The 19,489-nt window shown below is 59.7% G+C and carries 23 protein-coding genes; 9 read left to right on the forward strand and 14 right to left on the reverse strand.

Translation table 11 applies throughout. From position 1 onward, the window contains the following. Window positions 1-86 precede the first annotated feature (86 nt). Window positions 87-653 (forward strand): NAD(P)H nitroreductase, encoded by a 567-nt coding sequence (locus ACA053_RS07560; protein WP_497316374.1) that lies wholly within the window; start codon window positions 87-89, stop codon window positions 651-653. A gap of 109 nt (window positions 654-762) precedes the next feature. On the opposite strand, the gene ACA053_RS07565 is transcribed toward ACA053_RS07560, so the two are convergent. The 6 genes from ACA053_RS07565 to ACA053_RS07590 form a co-directional block, all read right to left on the reverse strand. Then, window positions 763-2,103 carry a sensor histidine kinase gene (locus tag ACA053_RS07565; RefSeq protein WP_497316376.1) on the reverse strand — a complete coding sequence of 447 codons (1,341 nt, stop codon included), beginning with the start codon at window positions 2,101-2,103 and terminating at the stop codon, window positions 763-765. Between the two features lie 249 nt (window positions 2,104-2,352). Beyond that, window positions 2,353-2,802 (reverse strand): Spy/CpxP family protein refolding chaperone, encoded by a 450-nt coding sequence (locus ACA053_RS07570; protein ID WP_109628534.1) that lies wholly within the window; start codon window positions 2,800-2,802, stop codon window positions 2,353-2,355. A gap of 317 nt (window positions 2,803-3,119) precedes the next feature. Further along, window positions 3,120-3,797 (reverse strand): response regulator transcription factor, encoded by a 678-nt coding sequence (locus tag ACA053_RS07575; protein WP_109628535.1) that lies wholly within the window; start codon window positions 3,795-3,797, stop codon window positions 3,120-3,122. Between the two features lie 7 nt (window positions 3,798-3,804). Next, the gene (locus tag ACA053_RS07580; protein WP_497316379.1) at window positions 3,805-4,218 is read right to left on the reverse strand and encodes an SH3 domain-containing protein; all 414 of its coding nucleotides are present in this window, start codon (window positions 4,216-4,218) and stop codon (window positions 3,805-3,807) included. 109 nt (window positions 4,219-4,327) lie between these two features. Then, a complete protein-coding gene (locus tag ACA053_RS07585; RefSeq protein WP_008156126.1) occupies window positions 4,328-4,627 on the reverse strand; it encodes a YciI family protein in 300 nt (99 codons plus the stop codon). 1 nt (window position 4,628) lies between these two features. After that, entirely contained in the window at window positions 4,629-5,225 is a 597-nt protein-coding gene (locus tag ACA053_RS07590) for a septation protein A (protein ID WP_497394891.1), read from the reverse strand. A gap of 87 nt (window positions 5,226-5,312) precedes the next feature. On the opposite strand from ACA053_RS07590, the gene ACA053_RS07595 reads away from it, so the two are divergent. From ACA053_RS07595 to rluB, 6 genes are all read left to right on the forward strand, one after another. Then, window positions 5,313-6,176, forward strand: coding sequence for a PHP domain-containing protein (locus ACA053_RS07595; RefSeq protein ID WP_497316381.1), 864 nt, complete (start codon window positions 5,313-5,315; stop codon window positions 6,174-6,176). A 13-nt stretch (window positions 6,177-6,189) separates the two neighbouring features. Then, a complete protein-coding gene (locus ACA053_RS07600; RefSeq protein ID WP_438657550.1) occupies window positions 6,190-6,819 on the forward strand; it encodes an L-threonylcarbamoyladenylate synthase in 630 nt (209 codons plus the stop codon). Then, a complete protein-coding gene (locus tag ACA053_RS07605; protein ID WP_046032782.1) occupies window positions 6,820-7,641 on the forward strand; it encodes a segregation and condensation protein A in 822 nt (273 codons plus the stop codon). 11 nt (window positions 7,642-7,652) lie between these two features. After that, on the forward strand, window positions 7,653-8,639 hold the full coding sequence (gene scpB, locus ACA053_RS07610) for an SMC-Scp complex subunit ScpB (protein WP_497394893.1): 987 nt from the start codon (window positions 7,653-7,655) through the stop codon (window positions 8,637-8,639). 146 nt (window positions 8,640-8,785) lie between these two features. Further along, on the forward strand, window positions 8,786-8,977 hold the full coding sequence (locus ACA053_RS07615; protein ID WP_109628541.1) for a DUF1289 domain-containing protein: 192 nt from the start codon (window positions 8,786-8,788) through the stop codon (window positions 8,975-8,977). Between the two features lie 169 nt (window positions 8,978-9,146). Beyond that, window positions 9,147-10,445 (forward strand): 23S rRNA pseudouridine(2605) synthase RluB, encoded by a 1,299-nt coding sequence (rluB, locus tag ACA053_RS07620; RefSeq protein ID WP_010461925.1) that lies wholly within the window; start codon window positions 9,147-9,149, stop codon window positions 10,443-10,445. Between the two features lie 164 nt (window positions 10,446-10,609). Here the strand turns inward: rluB and ACA053_RS07625 are convergent, their stop codons facing one another. After that, complete coding sequence (locus ACA053_RS07625; RefSeq protein WP_497394895.1) at window positions 10,610-11,575, reverse strand: M29 family metallopeptidase; 966 nt, start codon at window positions 11,573-11,575, stop codon at window positions 10,610-10,612. A 68-nt stretch (window positions 11,576-11,643) separates the two neighbouring features. Continuing rightward, on the reverse strand, window positions 11,644-11,781 hold the full coding sequence (locus ACA053_RS07630; RefSeq protein WP_010461921.1) for a hypothetical protein: 138 nt from the start codon (window positions 11,779-11,781) through the stop codon (window positions 11,644-11,646). A 930-nt stretch (window positions 11,782-12,711) separates the two neighbouring features. On the opposite strand from ACA053_RS07630, the gene ACA053_RS07635 reads away from it, so the two are divergent. Further along, window positions 12,712-14,127, forward strand: coding sequence for an amino acid permease (locus tag ACA053_RS07635; RefSeq protein ID WP_109628543.1), 1,416 nt, complete (start codon window positions 12,712-12,714; stop codon window positions 14,125-14,127). A gap of 220 nt (window positions 14,128-14,347) precedes the next feature. Beyond that, window positions 14,348-14,761, forward strand: coding sequence for an alternative ribosome rescue aminoacyl-tRNA hydrolase ArfB (gene arfB / locus ACA053_RS07640; RefSeq protein ID WP_497316389.1), 414 nt, complete (start codon window positions 14,348-14,350; stop codon window positions 14,759-14,761). Here arfB and ACA053_RS07645 read toward each other — a convergent pair. The 6 genes from ACA053_RS07645 to phhA all read right to left on the reverse strand — a co-directional run bounded on the left by ACA053_RS07645 (window position 14,758) and on the right by phhA (window position 19,180). Further along, entirely contained in the window at window positions 14,758-15,972 is a 1,215-nt protein-coding gene (locus ACA053_RS07645) for an MFS transporter (protein ID WP_109628545.1), read from the reverse strand. The two genes, arfB and ACA053_RS07645, sit on opposite strands and share 4 nt — an antisense overlap. Before the next feature lie 101 nt (window positions 15,973-16,073). Then, window positions 16,074-16,259, reverse strand: coding sequence for a hypothetical protein (locus ACA053_RS07650; RefSeq protein ID WP_497318195.1), 186 nt, complete (start codon window positions 16,257-16,259; stop codon window positions 16,074-16,076). 76 nt (window positions 16,260-16,335) lie between these two features. Continuing rightward, the gene (locus ACA053_RS07655) at window positions 16,336-16,467 is read right to left on the reverse strand and encodes a hypothetical protein (protein WP_307328006.1); all 132 of its coding nucleotides are present in this window, start codon (window positions 16,465-16,467) and stop codon (window positions 16,336-16,338) included. A 273-nt stretch (window positions 16,468-16,740) separates the two neighbouring features. Beyond that, window positions 16,741-17,934, reverse strand: coding sequence for an amino acid aminotransferase (locus ACA053_RS07660; protein WP_497394897.1), 1,194 nt, complete (start codon window positions 17,932-17,934; stop codon window positions 16,741-16,743). Next, a complete protein-coding gene (locus ACA053_RS07665) occupies window positions 17,934-18,290 on the reverse strand; it encodes a 4a-hydroxytetrahydrobiopterin dehydratase (protein WP_008030478.1) in 357 nt (118 codons plus the stop codon). The genes ACA053_RS07660 and ACA053_RS07665 overlap by 1 nt, the downstream gene beginning before the upstream one ends. Before the next feature lie 104 nt (window positions 18,291-18,394). Next, entirely contained in the window at window positions 18,395-19,180 is a 786-nt protein-coding gene (gene phhA, locus ACA053_RS07670) for a phenylalanine 4-monooxygenase (protein WP_109628547.1), read from the reverse strand. Window positions 19,181-19,489 lie beyond the last annotated feature (309 nt).

Genomic DNA, 19,489 nt, shown 5'->3' on the forward strand with positions numbered 1-19,489 from the left:
TCTACCTGCGGGGCAGGGCATGTAAACCGGCACCTCCACTGCAGTTGAAGCTAGAATAGCCGCACATATTTTTCAGGAGGTGGCCGATGCAGGCTCTCGACGCTTTGCTCAACCGTGTTTCCGTTCCACGACTGCTCGAACCGGCCCCCACCGCAGAACAGCGCGAAGTGCTGTTTTCTGCCGCGATGCGTGCGCCGGACCACGGCCATTTGCAGCCTTGGCGCTTCCTGACAGTCGAAGGTGCGGCGCGCGAGCAAATGGGCGAGTTGCTGGCCGAAGCGGCGAAGCTGCAGGACAGCGAAGTGTCCGAGGCGGCGCTGGACAAGGCGCGTAACGGTCCATTGCGCGCGCCGCTGGTGGTTGTTGTGATTGCGCGGATACAGGAACACGTCAAATACCCGAAATCCGAGCAACTGCTGGCGGCGGGGTGTGCGGCTCATGGGATTCTGCTGGCCGCTTACGCGCAAGGCATTGGCGCGGTGTGGCGCACTGGGGATCTGGCCTATTCGGCGCATGTGGCCAAGGGGTTGGGGTTGGCAGAGGGGGAAGAGGTGATTGCGTTTCTTTACCTGGGCACGCCGCAGAAAGAACCGCGTGTGGCAGAGAAAGTCGACCTCGCCGAATTCGTCAGCGCCTGGCCCGGAAAAGCCTGATACCACCGATCAAATGTGGGAGCGGGCTTGCTCGCGAATGCGGTGTGTCAGTTAACACCTACTTTGCCTGACACACCGCCTTCGCGAGCAAGCCCGCTCCCACAGGGGTTCAGGGTTGGACAACAGCGCCCGGTACCAACGGTAATTCCAGGCTGGCGATGAACCCGCCTTGCGGATGATTGGCCAGCACCAGACTCCCGCCATGCCGCTCTGCCGCGCGTCGCGCAATGGCCAGTCCCAGGCCATGCCCGGCCGCCGTCTGCCCCGGCGCACGATAGAACGGTTCCCCCAACTGAGTCAGATGCTCGGCATCGACACCGGGGCCATGGTCCCTGACGCTGACTACAATCCGCTCACCCTGGCGCACCGCCTGCATTTCAATCGACTGCCCCACCGGATTGAAGCGCTGTGCGTTGCGCAGCAGGTTGTCGACGGCACGCTCGATCATCGTCGGCCAGCCTTTGAGGTTCAGCTGCGGTTCGGCGTCGAGGCGAACGGTCTGCTCCGGCGAGCCCAGTTGCGCATCTTTTTGCAGCGTGTTGAGCAGCGCATTCAGGTCCACATCTTCAGCGCTGGCGTTGTCAGCATCGACCCGCGCCAATACCAGGATTTCGCTGATCAGCGCTTCGAGTCGATCGCACTCACGGGTCAAGCGTGGCGCGAGTTTTTCCCGTTCTTCGGGAGTGGCCCGTTCGGCCAGCGCCAAGGCAATGCGCAGTCGCGCCAGCGGTGAACGCAGTTCATGGGACACATCACGCAGCAATTGCCGTTGGCTGCCGATCAGGCTTTGCAGGCGCGCGCCCATGCGGTTGAAGTCGTTGGCCAATACACCAAACTCATCGCGACGGTTGGCCAGTTTCACCAGGCTGTTCTGCTGATAGGTGGTTTGCCCAAGGTCATGCACCGCGCCGCGCAAGCGGTTGAGCGGGCGGGTGATGGACAAGGTCACGAAGAGGCTGAAGAGGGTCAGCACCACCAGCGCAATACCCAGCGCACTCAACGGCCAGAGCAGGCTTTCGCGGTGCCATGAGTCCAGTTCCGGGTGTGGAATGCGATAGATCAGCAGGTAGGTGTCGCCGGTTTTTTTGCTGGTGTACTCATCGGTCAGGCGTCGCCACGGCAGGCGGCGATCATCGTTGTTCTGCCGTGCTTCGAAGGCGGCCGCACGCCGGGGGAAGGTGCCGCGCACCACCGGGTCGCCGCTCTCGTTGAGCACCTGAACGTCGATGTGATACTGGCGTTTGCGCTGTTCCAGAATGTCCTGGGCCGCTTCCTCGCCCTGGGCTTCGTAGGTTTGCGTCCACTGTTCGGCGAGGGTGTTGAGGCCCGGGTGGCGGCTGAGAATCCACGCGTCCTGATTGAGCATGTGCCCCAGCAGAATGGACAACCCTGCAACCAGAGCGATGGCCAGCCAGAAGCTGGCCAGGATACGCCAGAACAATGAGCGCACAGAAAATCCTCGAACAATCACAAATCCCATGTGGGAGCGAGCTTGTGTGGCGAGGGGATTTATCCCCGTTCGGCTGCGAAGCAGTCGTCAAACCATTGCTTGCGGTGTATCTGAAACACCGCAATGTTCGATTCGGGGCTGCTTTGCAGCCCAACGGGGATAAATCCCCTCGCCACGCAGGCTCGTTCCCGTAATGATCTGAATGGCAAAAAACCCGACGGGGTAAGCCGTCGGGTCCGGGTTAACGCATTATTGCGCTTTTTGCGGTTGTTGCGCTTTCCACGCCTTGAACTCGGCCCATTCGGCGCGGCGCTCAGCCTTTTTCTTCTGGATCTCGTCGAATTTCTTCTGTTGATCCGGTTTCAGCAGGCCACGGACATCGGCTTCGGCTTTCTTGTGGTTGGCGGCCATTTCATCTTTCATGGCTTTCTGGTCGGCTGGGGAGAGTTTCTCCAGGTACTTCTCGACCACTTGCTTACGCTCGTGCATCTGCTCGCCCATGATTTTGCGGATCTGCTCGCGCTGTTCGCGGCTCAGGTCCAGCTGGCTGTACGGGCCTTTACCGTGCATGCCGTGCATCTGACCGCCGTGGCGCGGGCCGTCCATCGGGCCACCCATCGGACCGGCACCTTCAGGCATGGCCATGGCAACGGTCGGCAGGGCGGCAGCGAACATCAGAGCGATAAGAGTCTTGCGCATGGTGAATCTCCTGTCTCGTTCCCGGTACGTTCCGGATGAGTTCAGATTACGGAGATCAAGGTCAGCGGCGGTCAGCGGAGCGTAAAGCTTGGGTAAAGACGATTTCTTGCCGACCTGACAAATCCACATCCCAGACAAAACAAGACCGTCGTAGCAGCTGTCGAGCCCCGGCGAGGCTGCGTTCGGCGGCGAAGCCGTCGTGAAATCAGGCGATGCATTTGTTCAGGTAAACCGCGTTCTCAGGTTTTACGACGGCTTCGCCGCCGAACGCAGCCTCGCTGGGGCTCGACAGCTGCTACGACGGACCGTATTCAGGGTTAGAGGCTGTAGTAGTAACCGCGGCTACGCAGGGCAATGATGCGCGGGCGGCCGTCGGGGTGCGGGCCGATCTTTTTGCGCAGGTTGCTGACGTGCATGTCCAGGCTGCGGTCGTACAGGGTCAGCTTGCGGCCGAGGGCGATTTGCGCCAGTTCCTGTTTGTCCAGCGGCTCGCCGGGTTGCTTGAGCAGGGCTTCGAGCAGACGGCTTTCGGAGACGGTGAGGGTGAACTCCTGTTCATCGATGCTGACCACGCCGCGCACCGGGCTGAAACACAGGTCGCCCAATTCGAGTTGGCTGGACACCGCCGTCGGATGACTGCGGCGCAACACGGCGCGCAGACGGGCAGTCAGCTCCCGTGGGTCGCACGGCTTGGCCAGGTAATCGTCGGCGCCGAGCTCCAGGCCGAGGATTCGATCCAATGGCTCGCCACGCGCAGACAGCATCAGCACCGGCAGGTCCGGATGGTCGCTGCGCAATTGCTTGAGCAGTTCCAGGCCGCTGCCGTCTGGCAGCATCACGTCCAGCACCACGGCGGCGGGGGAGGTTTCGGCCAGCGCACGGCGGGCACTCTGGCCGTCGTGACAGGCACGGACCTGAAAGCCTTCCTGGCTCAGCCAACTGCTCAGGAGCTCGCACAGCTCCTGGTCATCATCAATTAATAACAGCTCGCTCATCACTCACTCAATTTAGCCATTGCCGACGTTTTCTGGTGGCACCGCTGGCGAAGATACCGCAGAGCAGGGCCAATAGCGCAACCCCACCACCGATTACGAACCATTGCTGCTGATCAGTCAGCAGCCGTGGCAGCGGGTTGCTGGCCTGGGCTTCCTTGAGTTGCAGCTTGAGGCGCTGGTTCTCTTGGCGCAAACGGCTCAACTGAGCGCTTTCGCGTTCGCTGTCGGTATTTTGCAGTTGTTTGCTCAGTTCTTCCCGTTGCTGCTCACTTACCTTCAAGCGCTGCTGCAACTCACTGATCTGGCTGCCGGCACTCAGCGACAGTGGCGTCGAACTGCCACCCTCTGCGCTTTCTTCACCGTGGGCAGGGGCCACCATCGACAACGTCACCAACATCAGACACAACGGACCTTTGCGCATCGCGACTCCTGATTCCAATACGAGTATTGGGCAGGTTGTCGGCCGCGGAACGAGAATAATGAGCGTTGAGAGCACGATGAACCGGCAAGGTTCATCGCGCGGGCGCAATTTACGGCAGGACTTGCTTGAACGGCTTGACCGAAACGTTGGCGTAGACGCCGGCGGCGATGTACGGATCGGCGTCGGCCCAGGCCTGGGCGGCGCTCAGGGAATCGAACTCGGCGACGATCAGGCTGCCGGTGAAACCCGCAGCGCCCGGATCATTGCTGTCGACCGCCGGGTGCGGGCCGGCCAATACGATACGACCTTCGCCCTTGAGCACTTGCAGGCGCTCGAGGTGGGCAGGCCGTGCGGCCAGGCGGGCTTCCAGGGAGTTGGCGACGTCTGTGGCAATGATTGCGTAAAGCATGTCAGTCCTCGGTTTTTGGCGTTGTGGTATCGGCGTCGTGCAGGTGGCGGGACAGGTAAATGCCCTGGGCGACCAGGAACAGCAACGTCATGCCCAGGCTGCCGAAGACTTTGAAGTCGACCCAGTAGGTCTGGAACGTGAACGCGACGAACAGGTTGGCGGCGCCGCAAAACAGGAAAAAGCCGATCCAGGCGATGTTCAGGCGCGTCCAGACCTGGTCCGGCAGGGTCAGTGCGTGGCCCATGATGCGTTTGATCAGCAATTGGTCGCCGATGAAGTGGCTGCCAATGAACGCGAGGGCGAACAGCCAGTTGACCACCGGCGCTTTCCACTTCAGGAAGGTCTCGCTGTGGAACGCCAGGGTCAGGCTGCCGAAGACCAGGCAGGCGATGAGGGTCAGCCACTGGCTCTTCTCCAGCTTGCGCTGCTTGATGAACAGCGCACCGTAAACCACCAGGGAGCTGATGATCAGCATCGCGGTGGCGCTGTAAATACCGCCTACAGTCAGTTGATGACCGCCGATGTCGACGACCCGTGGATCAATTTTGAAAACGATGAAAAACAGCAGGAGCGGGATGAAATCGATGAATTGTTTCACAGTGGCAGCCAGAAGCAGGATGTGGCGGCATAATAACAAACATATGGGCGCGCGATAGCGCCAGCTGATTTGAGGTAACACATCCCCGTGAATGTCGATTTGCACTGCCATAGCACCGCCTCCGATGGCGCTCTCGCACCTGCTGTCCTGGTGGCGCGTGCGTTCGAGAAAGGCGTGCGAGTGCTGGCCTTGACCGATCACGACACCCTCGAAGGCCTCGATGAGGCCCGCAGTACGGCCACGGCGCTGGGGATGCAACTGGTCAACGGCGTCGAATTGTCCTGCACCTGGGGTGGCGCGACCATTCATGTGCTCGGCTACGGATTTGATGTCAATGCCGTACCGTTGGTCGATGCCATCGCCAAATTGCACGATGGCCGCTGGCTGCGGTCCGAAGAAATAAGCCGCAAGCTGGCGTTGAAAGGCATGCCGGGCGCGCTGGAAGGTGCACGGGCCATCCAGCAGGAACTGGGTGATAGCGGCAATGCGCCGGCCCGTCCGCACTTCGCCGACTGGATGGTGCGTGAAGGTTTCGTCAAGGATCGCGCCGAAGCGTTCCGCAAATGGCTGGGCGCCGGCAAACTGGGCGACGTCAAGCAGCACTGGCCGACCCTGGAAGACACGGTCGAAACCCTTCGGGCCGCGAAAGCCTGGGTCAGCCTGGCGCATCCGTGGCACTACGATTTCACTCGCAGCAAGCGTCGCCGCCTGATTTCTGACTATATTCAAGCCGGGGGCCACGCAATTGAAGTGGTCAATGGCCATCAGCCCGCCGAACAAGTGGGCAGCCTGGCGATTCTAGCTCGTGAGTTCGGTCTGCTGGTCAGCGCCGGCAGTGATTTTCATGGCCCTGGAGGCTGGTCCGAGATCGGCGAATACCGTCCGCTCCCGGAGGATCTGCCACCACTGTGGTGTCGATTCAAACATGACCCAATTATTGCCGCCGTCTGAACAGGTAGAGAATGTGAGTCAATTTTTCCAGATTCATCCGGAAAACCCGCAAGCGCGCCTGATAAAACAGGCTGTCGAGATCATCCGCAGCGGCGGGGTGGTGATTTATCCCACAGACTCGTCCTACGCCATTGGTTGCCAGATCGGCGACAAGGTTGCCGTAGAGCGCGTACGCCGTTTACGCGGGCTGGATGACAAGCACAACTTCGCGCTGATTTGCAGCGACCTGTCGCAACTGGGGCTGTTCGCCAAGATCGACACTGGCACCTTCCGCCTGCTCAAAGCGCACCTGCCAGGGCCGTACACCTTCATTCTCAACGCCACCCGCGAAGTCCCGCGGCTGTTGTTGCACCCGAAAAAACGCACCATAGGCCTGCGGGTGCCGAGCCATCCGATTGCCCTGGCGCTGCTGGAAGAACTGGGCGAGCCGCTGATGAGCGTGACCCTGATCATGCCCGGCGACACCGACCCGATGAGCGATCCGTACGAAATGCGCCAGTTGCTTGAGCATCAGGTCGACCTGATCATCGATGGCGGTTTCGGCGGGATCAAGGCGTCCACCGTGATCAACCTCGCCGACGGCGAGCCGGAAGTGATCCGCGTTGGTTGCGGCGACCCGACGCCGTTCATGGCCGAGGCGTAGATGTCTGCAGTGGAACCTGTTGTCGACAGTCAGGCCGGCGCCCAGCAGGAGCTGCCCTTCGCCATGGTCTATGGCCAGGCGGTCCTGGAAATGCCGCTGGACCTGTACATCCCGCCGGATGCGCTCGAGGTGTTTCTCGAAGCTTTCGAAGGCCCGCTCGACCTGCTGCTGTACCTGATCCGCAAACAGAACATCAACATCCTCGACATCCCGGTGGCGGAAATCACTCGCCAGTACATGGGCTATGTCGAGTTGATGCAGTCGGTGCGCCTGGAGCTGGCCGCCGAGTACCTGGTGATGGCCGCGATGCTGGCCGAGATCAAGTCGCGGATGCTGCTGCCGCGTGCCGAAACCATCGAAGACGAAGAAGACGACCCGCGCGCCGAGCTGATCCGTCGCTTGCAGGAGTACGAACGCTTCAAGGCGGCGGCGGAAGGCATCGATGGCCTGAGCCGTGTCGGACGTGACGTAGTAGTGCCCAAGCTCGACGCCCCGGAAGCCCGGGCGCGCAAGCTGTTGCCGGATGTGCGTTTGTCAGAGCTGCTGCTGTCCATGGCCGAGGTCCTGCGCCGTGGCGACATGTTCGAAAGCCACCAGGTCAGCCGCGAGGCACTGTCCACCCGCGAACGCATGAGCGATGTGCTGGACCGGCTCAAGGGCGGCGGTTTCGTGCCCTTTGTCGAATTGTTCACCGCTGAAGAGGGACGCCTGGGGGTGGTGGTGACCTTTATGGCGATCCTCGAACTGGTCAAGGAATCTTTGGTCGAGCTGGTGCAGAATGAGCCGTTCGCGGCGATCCACGTGCGAGCCCGAGCCGAATAACGAGTTGAATCATGAACCTGACTGAACCCCGCGAGCTGGCGCCACTGCTTGAAGCCTTTCTGTTGGCCTCGGGAAAACCGCAATCGCTTGAACGCCTGTTCGAACTCTTCGAAGAAGGCGAGCGGCCGGAGCCGCCGGTCTTCAAGAAAGCCCTGACGCTTCTGGCCAAGTCCTGCGACGGCCGCGCCTTCGAGCTGAAGGAAGTGGCCTCCGGTTATCGCTTGCAGATCCGCGAAAAGTTCTCGCCGTGGGTAGGACGGTTGTGGGAAGAACGCCCGCAGCGATATTCGCGTGCCATGCTCGAAACCATTGCTCTGATTGCCTATCGCCAGCCGATCACCCGGGGCGAGATCGAAGACGTGCGGGGCGTGGCGGTCAACAGTCACATCATCAAGACCCTGCTGGAACGCGAGTGGATCCGCATCGTCGGCTACCGCGACGTGCCCGGCAAACCGGCGATGTTTGCCACCACCAAGGCGTTTCTCGATCACTTCAACCTGAAGAACCTTGACGACTTGCCGCCGCTGGCTGAGTTGCGAGAACTGGAGCCTGATCCGGTACTGGACTTCGACGACGCGCCAGTCCCGGCAAGTTTGCAGGAGCTGGCGGATGCCAGCGCCGAGCCGGAGGAGCCCAAGGAGGAGACCAGTTTCCATACGCTGTTGCTGGAACTGGACACCATGGAGGAGGGGCTCAAGACCGACTTTGATGACATCCTGCGCGATAGCGCGGTGACGGAATCCGAAGAGGTGCTGGAGCTACCTGAGCCCGAGATCGAAGTTGAACTTCAGGTCGAGCCAGAAGCCACAGTCGAAGAAGAGCCGGAAGAAGCGCTTGAGGATGACGTGCTCGGCGTCGCCGAAGCGCGCGAAAAACTCCTGGCCGCTGTCGCCGCTCTAGAACAGCCAAAACCCGAGCCCGAATTGAGCGACGAAGAAGCCGAGGCCCGGGCCCTGGCCGAAGCCATCGAAGCCGAACGCCGCGAATTCGACGACTGAACCCATCCCTGTGGACAATGAAGGCCCTCTGTGGGAGCTAGCCTGCTAGCGATGAGGGAGTGTCAGGCAACAATGATGTCGACTGACACTCCCTCATCGCTAGCAGGCTAGCTCCCACAGTGGATTGGTGTTGACTGGAGTATTTGATGAGTTCTACCAAAGACCCGTGTATCAGCGTCTGCAAATTCACCGACGACATCTGCCTCGGCTGCGGTCGCAGCAAGCGTGAGATCAAGGCCTGGAAGAAACTCGACAAGGCCGACAAGCGCACGGTACTCGCGGAGTCGGCGCTCAGGTTGATCAAACTCGGCGGCGCCGTTCGGCGCAAAAGCAAATAAGCAGGCCATCATCAGCTAGTCTCTGATGCGCAAACGCTTCCATGAGCGTATGATTCGCGACCCTTCGGCGATCGCTTCGCCCAAGCTCTTCAAAAAGTACCCAGATTTACATCGCTTCAGGACGCTCAATTCAGGGCCGCCTGAACAGACCACACCGGGAGGTGCCCAGATGAGTATCAACGACCAGAAAGACGACCAGGAAATCGGCCCAGCAGGCGAAAAACTGCAGAAAGTCCTCGCCCGTATCGGCGTCGGCTCGCGCCGTGACGTGGAAGCCTGGATCAGCCACGGCCGCATCAAGGTCAACGGCAAAGACGCCACCCTCGGGCAGCGCGTCGACATGCACGACGCCATCACCATTGATGGCAAGGTGATCAAGCGCGAAGAAGCTGCCGAGTCGGTACGCCGCGTGATCATGTACAACAAGCCCGACGGCGAAATCTGCACCCGCCTTGATCCGGAAGGCCGTCCGACCGTTTTCGACAAGATGCCGCGCCCGAAAGAAGGTCGCTGGATCAACATCGGTCGTCTGGACATCAACACCACTGGCCTGCTGATGTTCACCACCGACGGTGAGCTGGCCAACCGCCTGATGCACCCTTCCTACGAAATGGACCGTGAATACGCGGTACGTGTGCGTGGCGAAGTCGATGACGAGATGATCGAGCGTCTGAAAGCAGGCGTCGTCCTTGAAGACGGCCCGGCCAAGTTCACCGACATCAAGCAAGCACCGGGTGGCGAAGGTTTCAACCACTGGTACCACTGCGTGGTGATGGAAGGTCGCAACCGCGAAGTTCGTCGTCTGTGGGAGTCCCAGGGCCTGGTGGTCAGCCGTCTGAAGCGCGTGCGTTTCGGTCCGGTGTTCCTCAACTCCGACCTGCCGATGGGCCGCTGGCGCGAAATGAGCCAGTACGAAGTCGATATTCTCAGTGCTGAAGTTGGCCTGACGCCTGTGGCCATGCCGCAGATGAACGCCAAGAGCAAAGACAAACTTGACCGCATGCAGCGTAAATCGTCGCGTCCAATGGGCAAGACCGAGCGCGTGCGTTCGTTGCGTCCAGCCATCGGTAACCAGACCGCTGCTACGCCGCGTGACTCCCGTGAGCCGCAAATCGAAGGCGAGCGTCCAGCCCGCAAACCAGCAGCGCCACGCGCTGATGGCGAGCGCGGTCCACGCACGCCGCGTCCGGCCAACGGTCGCACCGAGCGTGGCGAAGGCCGCGGTGCGCCAAGCGGCGGTCGTAGCGATCGCGGTGCTCCAGCCGGTCGTGGCGAGTCTCGTGGTGAGTCGGGTCGCGGTACACCAGTGGCAGACCGTCCTTCCGACACCAAGCGCCCGGCCAAGGCACCGGCGAAGAAGCGTCCAGGCATCGTTCTGGTCGACAAGGATGCACCGTCGGGCAAACGCCGTGGTGCGCCAGCCGGTTCGGGCCAGCGTCCGGGCTTCGGTCGTCGCAAGCCTGAGTAATCGGTAAGCGCCGCATAAAAAACGCCAACCTTCGGGTTGGCGTTTTTTTTGCCTCGGCATTAGCTCTGTGGTGTTTGTGCGGTCCCCTTCGCGGGCAAGCCTCGCTCCTACAGGATCGGCGATGTCCTTGTAGGAGCGAGGCTTGCCCGCGAAAGCGTCGGCCGCTAAAACACAAACCGCCCATCAAACACCGGCTCATCATCCAGCGCCAACACCCCACTGGAGAAGATCAGGTCCAGATGATGGCTGCCCTTGGCCCCACCGCCCAACCCCAGATGCAACCCGCAATGGCGCTCTTCAAACCCGGCATTTCGGGCATACAGACTCTTCACGCCTTCATTGGTGCCAATCCCCAACTCCTCAATACGCCGGTTCGACGGATTGGCTTCCAGGTACTTGTTGAAGTCATGTTCCAGCCCCGGTACATCCGTGGCGATCTTGCGGATGGTCGAATTCTCGATCCACAACTCCAGCGGCGAATCCAGCACCCCATACTTGCGGGCAAACGGAATCGTACTGAGGAACGTCCCCATGAACTTCACCTGGCCGTTGATCGCTTCGCTGTGCGTCGCAATTTCACCGGGCGCCAAGTCAAAGTTGCCGACGCCGTTGATATCGGTCCACTTCTTGATGCTATGCATCGGGGTTTCGAACCACGAGCCGTGATCATCTTTGAAACTTAACGTTTTCGCGTGAGACATGCGCTGGATCAAATGGCTGTTGAGCCCTGCTATACGCTGCGGAGTGACACTGAAAGTGTCGTAGAAGTAATCGCCGTAATCCTTGAACAGCAGCGACTTCTTCCAGTTCTCGGCCATCACGCCCTGCAGCGCACGGACAAATTCCGGGCCGTCGGGGCGAGGGTTGGGCAGGGTGGAAGAGTCGTAGAAGAAAATGTACAGATCGCTGTCGGCAATCGCCTGGGCCAGCAGTTCCGTGGGTTCCAGATCCAGCCGCATCGCGCTGAAGCTGAACCGTGGGCTGTCATCGGCCTGTTCGGCGATGGCGCCGGTCAGTACCTCGTAATCAGCGGTGTGGCCGAGCAAGACCTTCGCCGGGTTGATGCCGGCAAGGGCAGGGTGGTGTTCGAGGTAGTAAAGGAAATGCGAAATGGCGCGTTGCTTATCCATGTAGTCCTCCCTGACAAACCGAAAAAAGTGGCAGGCACAACCGGCCGGATCGTGCCTGCCGAGGTGTCTTACAGCGGCCACATCGCCGTGCCGAACGGAACGACCGCATCGGCTTGCATCATTTCAACGGCGGCTTCATGGGTCGGTGCTTCAAACCAATCGTCCAGTTGCAGTTCAGTTTCCAAGTCTTTTTCAAGTGCTTGCATTGTGAATCTCCCAGATGACTTTTCGGTAAGTACAGCGGCGTGTTTTTCAGTCATTGATTAACCCGCCAACTTGCCGGTCGATGCGTCTCGGCAAGTCGCTGAAAACCTAGTTCAGAGGATTTTAAATTGCAAAAAAATAATCAAATTAGTTTTAATTGAACTTTTTATTCTGTTTTTTGGCGGGGCTTTTATCGATAAAAAACAAAAAACTAACTCGACCTTTTCGTTAGGAAGCTTCCTACCGTCAATTTGCAGTCGTCCTACGGATTGATCTGATTTGGAAAATATGCGTTACAGCTTGTAAAGAAAAGCTGACGGAATCGCGCCTCAAAGCCCTTGGATTGACGCATGCGGAAGGGGTGTAAGGAAAACCTTCCGTAAACCAATCGATCGCTGATCCTGCAAGGCTCTGGCCCGCTTGTTTCAGCGGCGCTGGAAGGGTGAGATGCGTCCCATGCCTGTCGTGCAGGTGCATAACAAGAAGGAGGCGCAATGTACGCCGTGACTCATTTCCACTTCTCCCCAAGGGGCGATTTTTCCGTCGCCCTTATCGAAGACCCGCAAAGGTCTGACCCTATTTTTGCAGCCGCCCGAGACCCTCGGGGCGGACACAGGCAATCCCGGCAAACGACGCGCTGATCCAGCGGTGTCTGGCAGCAGGGGGTTACAGGTGTACAATGCGCCGCGTTTTAACTGTGACCTCCTGCGCACCTGCGCAAACCTCAAGGCTATCCGCCTTGTTCACTCCGCCGCGCCACAAGCGTGTCGGGTTCGATTTCGTCACAGATAAAAACAAACAGGTGACGCATGACCGTTGTAAAAACGCTGAACTCCTTTTGCCTTCGCTGGGGTTTGATCGGCGCTGCTTGAAATCGCAACCGAGCAGCAACGTCTAACGAACATCATCAAACCTTGCGTGAGACCCTTTTCATGAGTGGACAAAACTCGCATTCAGGCGAGCTGAAACGCGGCCTGAAAAATCGCCATATTCAACTGATCGCCCTCGGTGGCGCGATTGGTACCGGGCTGTTCCTGGGCTCGGCCGGCGTCCTGAAATCCGCCGGCCCGTCGATGATCCTCGGCTACGCCATCTGCGGCTTCATTGCGTTCATGATCATGCGCCAGCTCGGCGAAATGATTGTCGAAGAGCCGGTGGCCGGTTCCTTCAGCCACTTCGCGCACAAATACTGGGGCGGTTTCGCCGGCTTCCTGTCGGGCTGGAACTGCTGGATCCTGTACATTCTGGTGGGCATGTCGGAGCTGACCGCGGTCGGCAAGTACATCCACTACTGGGCGCCGCACATCCCGACCTGGGTCTCGGCCGCCGGCTTCTTCGTGCTGATCAACCTGATCAACCTCGCCAACGTCAAAGTCTTTGGCGAGGCCGAATTCTGGTTTGCGATCATCAAGGTCGTGGCGATCGTCGGCATGATCGCGCTCGGCAGTTACCTGCTGGTCAGCGGCCATGGCGGCCCGCAAGCCTCGGTGACCAACCTGTGGGCCCACGGCGGCTTCTTCCCGAACGGCGTCAGCGGTCTGGTGATGGCCATGGCGATCATCATGTTCTCCTTCGGCGGCCTGGAAATGCTCGGTTTCACCGCAGCCGAAGCCGACAAGCCGAAAACCGTGATCCCCAAAGCCATCAACCAGGTGATCTACCGGATCCTGATTTTCTACATCGGTGCACTGGTCATCCTGCTGTCGCTGACGCCGTGGGACGCCCTGTTGGCGACCTTGAACGCGTCGGGTGATTCGTACAGCGGCAGCCCGTTCGTTCAAGTGTTCTCGATGCTTGGCAGCGACACCGCCGCGCACATCCTCAACTTCGTGGTCCTGACTGCGGCGCTGTCGGTGTACAACAGCGGCACCTACTGCAACAGCCGTATGCTGCTGGGCATGGCCGAGCAGGGCGATGCGCCGAAAGCCCTGGCGAAGATCGACAAGCGCGGCGTGCCGGTACGCTCGATTCTCGCTTCGGCGGCGGTGACGTTGATCGCGGTGTTGCTGAACTACCTGATCCCGCAAAACGCGCTGGAATTGTTGATGTCGCTGGTGGTTGCCACCCTCGTGATCAACTGGGCGATGATCAGCTTCTCGCACTTCAAGTTCCGCCAGCACATGGACAAGACCAAACAGACGCCATTGTTCAAGGCCCTGTGGTACCCGTATGGGAACTACGTCTGCCTGGCGTTCGTGGTGTTCATTCTCGGCGTGATGCTGTTGATCCCGGGCATCCAGATTTCGGTGTATGCGATTCCGGTGTGGGTTGCGTTCATGTGGGTGTGCTACGGCATCAAGAACAAGCGCAGCGCTCAGCATGCGTTGCAGGCGGCAAACGCGAAGTAAGTTCAGTTTGCAGAAGCAACAAACCCGGCCATGCGCCGGGTTTTTTGTGCGCGCCGCAGAACCCTGTGGGAGCGAGCCTGCTCGCGATGGCAATCTGTCAGCCAACATGGATGTTGAATGCAACGACGCCATCGCGAGCAGGCTCGCTCCCACAATGGTCCGCATTCCCCTACCGGCTATTCGGGTATCCTGATGAACCCCAAATGCGGACCCCTTTTCCATGCTGGTGATTTCCAACAATGTGCATCTGCCGGATGCCGAGATCGAGTTGACGGCCATTCGCGCGCAAGGCGCCGGTGGGCAGAACGTCAATAAGGTCTCCAGCGCCGTGCACCTGCGCTTCGACATTCCGGCCTCGTCCTTGCCTGAGTTCTACAAGGAGCGGCTGCTGGCGCTGCGTGACAGTCGCATCACCAGCGACGGGGTGTTGATCATCAAGGCCCAGCAATACCGCACGCAGGAGGCCAATCGTGCCGATGCGCTGGAGCGGCTGGTCGAGTTGATCCTCAGCGCCACCAAAGTCGAGAAGAAACGCCGCCCGACCAAGCCGACCCTCGGGTCGAAGAAGCGTCGACTGGAGTCCAAGACCAAGCGTGGCAGCATCAAGGCCGGACGCGGCAAGATCGATTTCTAGCGCGCATCTCTTTCTTCGCGATACTTTTCATTAAGGTGCTTGGGCGCCTGCCGGTACAGATAAACGCTAAGCGCCAAACCGCTCAACGCGGCGAGTGCGGCGAACAGGAAGATCGAGGCAAAGCCAAACCCGGCGGCAATCGCACCGGCCAGCGGCCCGGTAATCCCCAGCGACAAATCGATGAACAGCGAATAAGCCCCGACCGCCGCACCGCGACTGGAGGCCGGCACCAGGTTGACCGCTTCCACGCCCAGCGCCGGAAACACCAGCGAGAAACCGAAACCGCTCAGCGCCGCGCCGGCCAGTGCCCAGTGAGCATCTGGTGCCAGCCACAGCAGCAATAACCCCAGGGTTTCCACCGACAGGCAGGCAATCGCCACACGAAAGCCGCCGAGGCGGTTGATCAGGTTGCCGAACAACAGCCGCGCACCAATGAAACTGGCGCCGAACAGGCTCAGGCACAGCACCGCGTTGTCCCAGTGTTGCGTGGCGTAATACAGGGTGATGAAGGTGGCGATGGTGCCGAATCCGATCGAGCCCAGGGCCAGGCCGCAACCATGGGGCAGTACCCGTCCCAGCACATGCATGAACGGCAGCCGTTCACCGACCACAATCGGCGCGGCAGTTTTCGGCCAGGCCAACGCAAGGCCAAGGATGGCCAGCAGCACGATGCTCACGCCCATGCTCCACAAGCCCAATTGACTGACCAGCAACACGCCCAACGGCGCGCCGACCGCCAGTGCGCCGTAACTGGCGATGCCGTTCCAGGAGATGACTTTGGCGGTATTCGCCGCACCGACCCGGCCGATGCCCCAGCCAATCGAGCCCGAACCCACCAGACTTTCCGCGCTGCCAAGTACCAAGCGACCGATCAACAGACTGATCAGGCTCAGCATCGGCAAGCTCTGGGTCCAGGCCGAAATCAGCATGAACACGCCGCTCAAACCGCAGCCGGCTAGGCCGTAAATGACGGCGAGTTTGCTGCCCTTGTTGTCGATGATTTTCCCGGCGTACGGCCGGCTGAGCAGGGTGGCCAGGTATTGCACGCTGATCACCAGTCCGGCGATCACGGCGCCGAAGCCGAGGTCGCTGTGGACATAGCCGGGCAATACGGCGAGGGGAATGCCGATGTTCAGGTAGCCGATGAAGGTAAAGAGAACGATGGAAACGACTTGCAGCGTGACCGCCAGGGGGCGCTGGTTTTCAGACATGGGTAAAGGTCCACGGGAAAGCGGGATAGATAGGCTGCTTATGATAGCGGCGCGAACGGCCGAGGGTCGTGGAAAAAGTAAAACTATTTGCCGGGCGGGGGTTATTCAGGTTTTTGCGGGGCAACCAGTTGCGTCGTGACCAGGGCAGCCAGGGCGTTTTCTTCGGTGCCGAAACGGGCGAGCAACGCGGCTTGTTTCTCGGGAGAGAGACGATTCCAGATCTCGATCATCTTCTCGGCGGTGCCGATCAGAACGCTGGCCTGGGTTTCAGAGAAGTCATCAGTCATTGTGTGGAACTCGGGGTTCAGGCGGTGTGGAAAGCGCATGTTAGCGCTTTCCACACGGTCTGGCATTGCAGGTGTTTCAGTCTTCGCTGTCGGCCTGGCGGCGTTCAGAGGCTTCTTTCGGCTCGGGCTGTTGGGCACCGGCTTGTTGCGTGGTTGTCTGCTCAGTTTCGTGCAGGCTTGGGAAGGGGAGATTAGGGATCTCGTGCATGTTTCGCGCTCCTCGCAAAGTCTGTTGATAGATCTGGTAGATCCGCGCTTTTAAAAAGCTTGGGCAGGATACAGCAGGAGAAATGACAAATAGACTTTTATATCCATTTGTTTCGACGGATGGAGTTGTCTAGACAGGTCGGTGCGAGCGATGCAAAACAATGTGGGAGCGAGCTTGCTCGCGATTGCAGGCTGTCAGTCAACATTGATGTCGACTGTCAGGCCCTCATCGCGAGCAAGCTCGCTCCCACAGGGATGGCGCAGGTACTTGAGGTTATTTGCAGGCTGCGGCGATGGCCTCGGCCAGCAGATCAAGGCGTGTCGCGTCGATACCAGCGACGTTCGCCCGGCCGGTGCCGACCATATAAACGCTGTGATGATCGCGCAGCTGTTTAACCTGCTCCGGCGACAAACCGGTGTAGGAAAACATACCGCGTTGCACACCGATGTGCGCAAAACGCTCACGCAAACCGTGGGGTTCAAGCGCTTCCACAAGACCGCTGCGCAATTGGGCGATGCGCAAGCGCATGGCTTCCACCTCGTCGGTCCACAGGCTTTTCAGCTCCGGATCGCCAAGGATCGTCGCCACCACGGCAGCGCCGTGATCCGGCGGTGTCGACCACAGGTTGCGGGCGATGTTGGCCAGTTGGCTGCGGATATCCACCAGCTTCTCAGCGGTTTTCGCGCAAACAATCAGCGCACCGATGCGATCGCGATACAGCCCGAAATTCTTCGAGCAGGAACTGGTGATCAGCACTTCCGGCAACTCGGCAGCGAACAGCCGCGTCGACCATGCGTCCTGTTCCAGTCCATCGCCGAAGCCTTGGTAAGCGAAGTCAATCAGCGGCACCAGATCGCGACTGCGCACCACGTCCAGCACTCGGCGCCAATCGTCATGGGACAGATCGAACCCGGTTGGGTTGTGGCAGCAGGCGTGCAGCAACACCACATCGCCCTTCGGCGCATCCTTGAGGACGGCGAGCATGGCTTCGACGTCGAGGCGGTTGTCGCTGCCGACGTACGGGTAATGACTGACCTTGACCCCGGCTGCCGCGAAGATGGTTTCGTGGATCGGCCAGGTCGGGTTGCTCAGCCATACGCCACGGCCCGGCAGGCACTGGGCGATGAAATCTGCGCTCAAGCGCAACGCGCCGGTGCCGCCCGGTGTCTGGGTAGCGCCGGCCCGTTGTTCGGCGATCAGCGGGGAATCGGCGCCGAGCACCAGCTCATTGATCGCCTTGCCGAACGCCGGTTCGCCGTGACCACCGATGTAGGTCTTGGTGGTCTGGCGATCCACCAGGCGCTGCTCGGCGAGCTTCACGGACTGGGGAATCGAGGTCAGGCCCTGGGCATCTTTATAGACGCCCACGCCAAGGTCGAATTTGCGCGGGTTGGGGTCCTGCGCATAGGCCTCCATCAGGCCGAGAATCGGGTCGCCGGGCACTCGACCTATGGCGTCGAAATGCATTATTTGCGGCCCTCGGCGTCCTTGGCCACTTCGTCAGTGCGGGCGGCCATGATGAAATCGTTGCGGTGCAGACCCTTGATGGAGTGGCTCCACCAGGTCACGGTAACTTTGCCCCACTCGGTCAGCAGGCCAGGGTGGTGACCTTCGGCCTCGGAGATTTCACCGACCGCGTTGGTGAATGCCAGCGCGTGCTTGAAATTCTTGAACAGGAAAACTTTTTCCAGCTGCATGACGCTGTCGCGGACTTCGATGTTCCAGTCCGGGATCTGCTTGATCAGGACCGGCAGTTCTTCGTCGCTGACCTGAGGGGCATCGGCGCGGCAGGCTTCGCAATGGGCTTGGTTCAATGTGGACATGATGGGTTCCTGAAATCGAATTATTGGAAATCGGCCGTCAGTTTCACCACGCTAAACCAAAGCGTCGTGTCCTGACAGGCTCACTTGATTCTAAAAGCTGCGGATCACGCAGCTTTCGGCGGAAATTTCGGGGTGTGCAAGCCTAGCTGCATGCCTTGCTTGACCATGCTCATGATGTCTTCATGAGCCACATCAAACAGGCGCTTGAGGTTCGGCAGGACAAAGTACAGCGGTTGCAGGATGTCGATGCGATACGGCGTACGCATGCATTCCAGCGGATCGAAGGCCTGATGCTCAGGTTCGTCCGACAGGCAGTAAACGGTTTCTTTTGGCGAGGAGAGAATACCGCCGCCGTAGATACGCAGGCCTTCTGGCGTATCGACCAGGCCGAACTCGATGGTCATCCAGTACAGACGCGCCAGGTACACGCGTTCTTCCTTGGTGGCCTGTAGGCCGAGTTTGCCGTAGGTGTGGGTAAATTCCGCGAACCAGGGGTTGGTCAGCAGCGGACAGTGGCCAAAGATCTCGTGGAAAATGTCCGGCTCTTGCAGGTAATCCAGCTCTTCGCGGGTACGAATAAAGGTCGCGACCGGAAACTGCTTGTTGGCCAGCAATTCGAAAAAGGTCTGGAAGGGGATCAGCGCCGGGACGCGGGCGACTTGCCAGCCGGTGGTTTCACCGAGGACTTTATTGATCTCGCCGAGTTGCGGAATGCGGTCGTGGGGCAGACCGAGTTTTTCGATACCGTCCAGGTATTCCTGGCACGCACGCCCCTCGATCACTTTCAGTTGACGAGTAATCAGCGTGTTCCACACCGCGTGTTCTTCAGCGGGGTAGTCGATAAAACCTTGCGCATCGGGCTCGCGAGCCACGTATTGCGTCTGCTTCATGCTGCTCTCCTGCTAGGGGATTTCGTTCTTGTTATGTGCTGCTATGGACTTAGAAATACCCCAAGGCGTGCGGTGTTGCAGCAGGTGAGCGCTGGCGTGCGTAGGAAAAATCGTCGTTTTTCGTAAAGTATTCGTTACGGTTTGGCGCCTATGGCGCAGCTATTGAGATTTGCGGGTTTGAAACGGCGCACAGGTGTCACATAATCTTGACGACTATCTGAGTGCCCCATCAGAAAAATCGGGCGCTAACCCTGTGGGAGCCAGCCTGCTGGCGATAGCGGTGTGTCATTCGACATCAACATCGCCTGA

It is taken from the genome of Pseudomonas sp. LBUM1672 (assembly GCF_059695655.1).

Bases quoted from the DNA above. Each gene is read 5' to 3' on its own strand.
- ACA053_RS07560 (WP_497316374.1), top strand. From the start codon at position 87: ATGCAGGCTCTCGACGCTTTGCTCAACCGTGTTTCCGTTCCACGACTG.
- ACA053_RS07570 (WP_109628534.1), bottom strand. From the start codon at position 2,802: ATGCGCAAGACTCTTATCGCTCTGATGTTCGCTGCCGCCCTGCCGACC.
- ACA053_RS07575 (WP_109628535.1), bottom strand. From the start codon at position 3,797: ATGAGCGAGCTGTTATTAATTGATGATGACCAGGAGCTGTGCGAGCTC.
- ACA053_RS07580 (WP_497316379.1), bottom strand. From the start codon at position 4,218: ATGCGCAAAGGTCCGTTGTGTCTGATGTTGGTGACGTTGTCGATGGTG.
- ACA053_RS07585 (WP_008156126.1), bottom strand. From the start codon at position 4,627: ATGCTTTACGCAATCATTGCCACAGACGTCGCCAACTCCCTGGAAGCC.
- ACA053_RS07605 (WP_046032782.1), top strand. From the start codon at position 6,820: ATGTCTGCAGTGGAACCTGTTGTCGACAGTCAGGCCGGCGCCCAGCAG.
- scpB (WP_497394893.1), top strand. From the start codon at position 7,653: ATGAACCTGACTGAACCCCGCGAGCTGGCGCCACTGCTTGAAGCCTTT.
- ACA053_RS07615 (WP_109628541.1), top strand. From the start codon at position 8,786: ATGAGTTCTACCAAAGACCCGTGTATCAGCGTCTGCAAATTCACCGAC.
- rluB (WP_010461925.1), top strand. From the start codon at position 9,147: ATGAGTATCAACGACCAGAAAGACGACCAGGAAATCGGCCCAGCAGGC.
- ACA053_RS07625 (WP_497394895.1), bottom strand. From the start codon at position 11,575: ATGGATAAGCAACGCGCCATTTCGCATTTCCTTTACTACCTCGAACAC.
- ACA053_RS07630 (WP_010461921.1), bottom strand. From the start codon at position 11,781: ATGCAAGCACTTGAAAAAGACTTGGAAACTGAACTGCAACTGGACGAT.
- ACA053_RS07635 (WP_109628543.1), top strand. From the start codon at position 12,712: ATGAGTGGACAAAACTCGCATTCAGGCGAGCTGAAACGCGGCCTGAAA.
- arfB (WP_497316389.1), top strand. From the start codon at position 14,348: ATGCTGGTGATTTCCAACAATGTGCATCTGCCGGATGCCGAGATCGAG.
- ACA053_RS07645 (WP_109628545.1), bottom strand. From the start codon at position 15,972: ATGTCTGAAAACCAGCGCCCCCTGGCGGTCACGCTGCAAGTCGTTTCC.
- ACA053_RS07650 (WP_497318195.1), bottom strand. From the start codon at position 16,259: ATGACTGATGACTTCTCTGAAACCCAGGCCAGCGTTCTGATCGGCACC.
- ACA053_RS07655 (WP_307328006.1), bottom strand. From the start codon at position 16,467: ATGCACGAGATCCCTAATCTCCCCTTCCCAAGCCTGCACGAAACTGAG.
- ACA053_RS07660 (WP_497394897.1), bottom strand. From the start codon at position 17,934: ATGCATTTCGACGCCATAGGTCGAGTGCCCGGCGACCCGATTCTCGGC.
- ACA053_RS07665 (WP_008030478.1), bottom strand. From the start codon at position 18,290: ATGTCCACATTGAACCAAGCCCATTGCGAAGCCTGCCGCGCCGATGCC.
- phhA (WP_109628547.1), bottom strand. From the start codon at position 19,180: ATGAAGCAGACGCAATACGTGGCTCGCGAGCCCGATGCGCAAGGTTTT.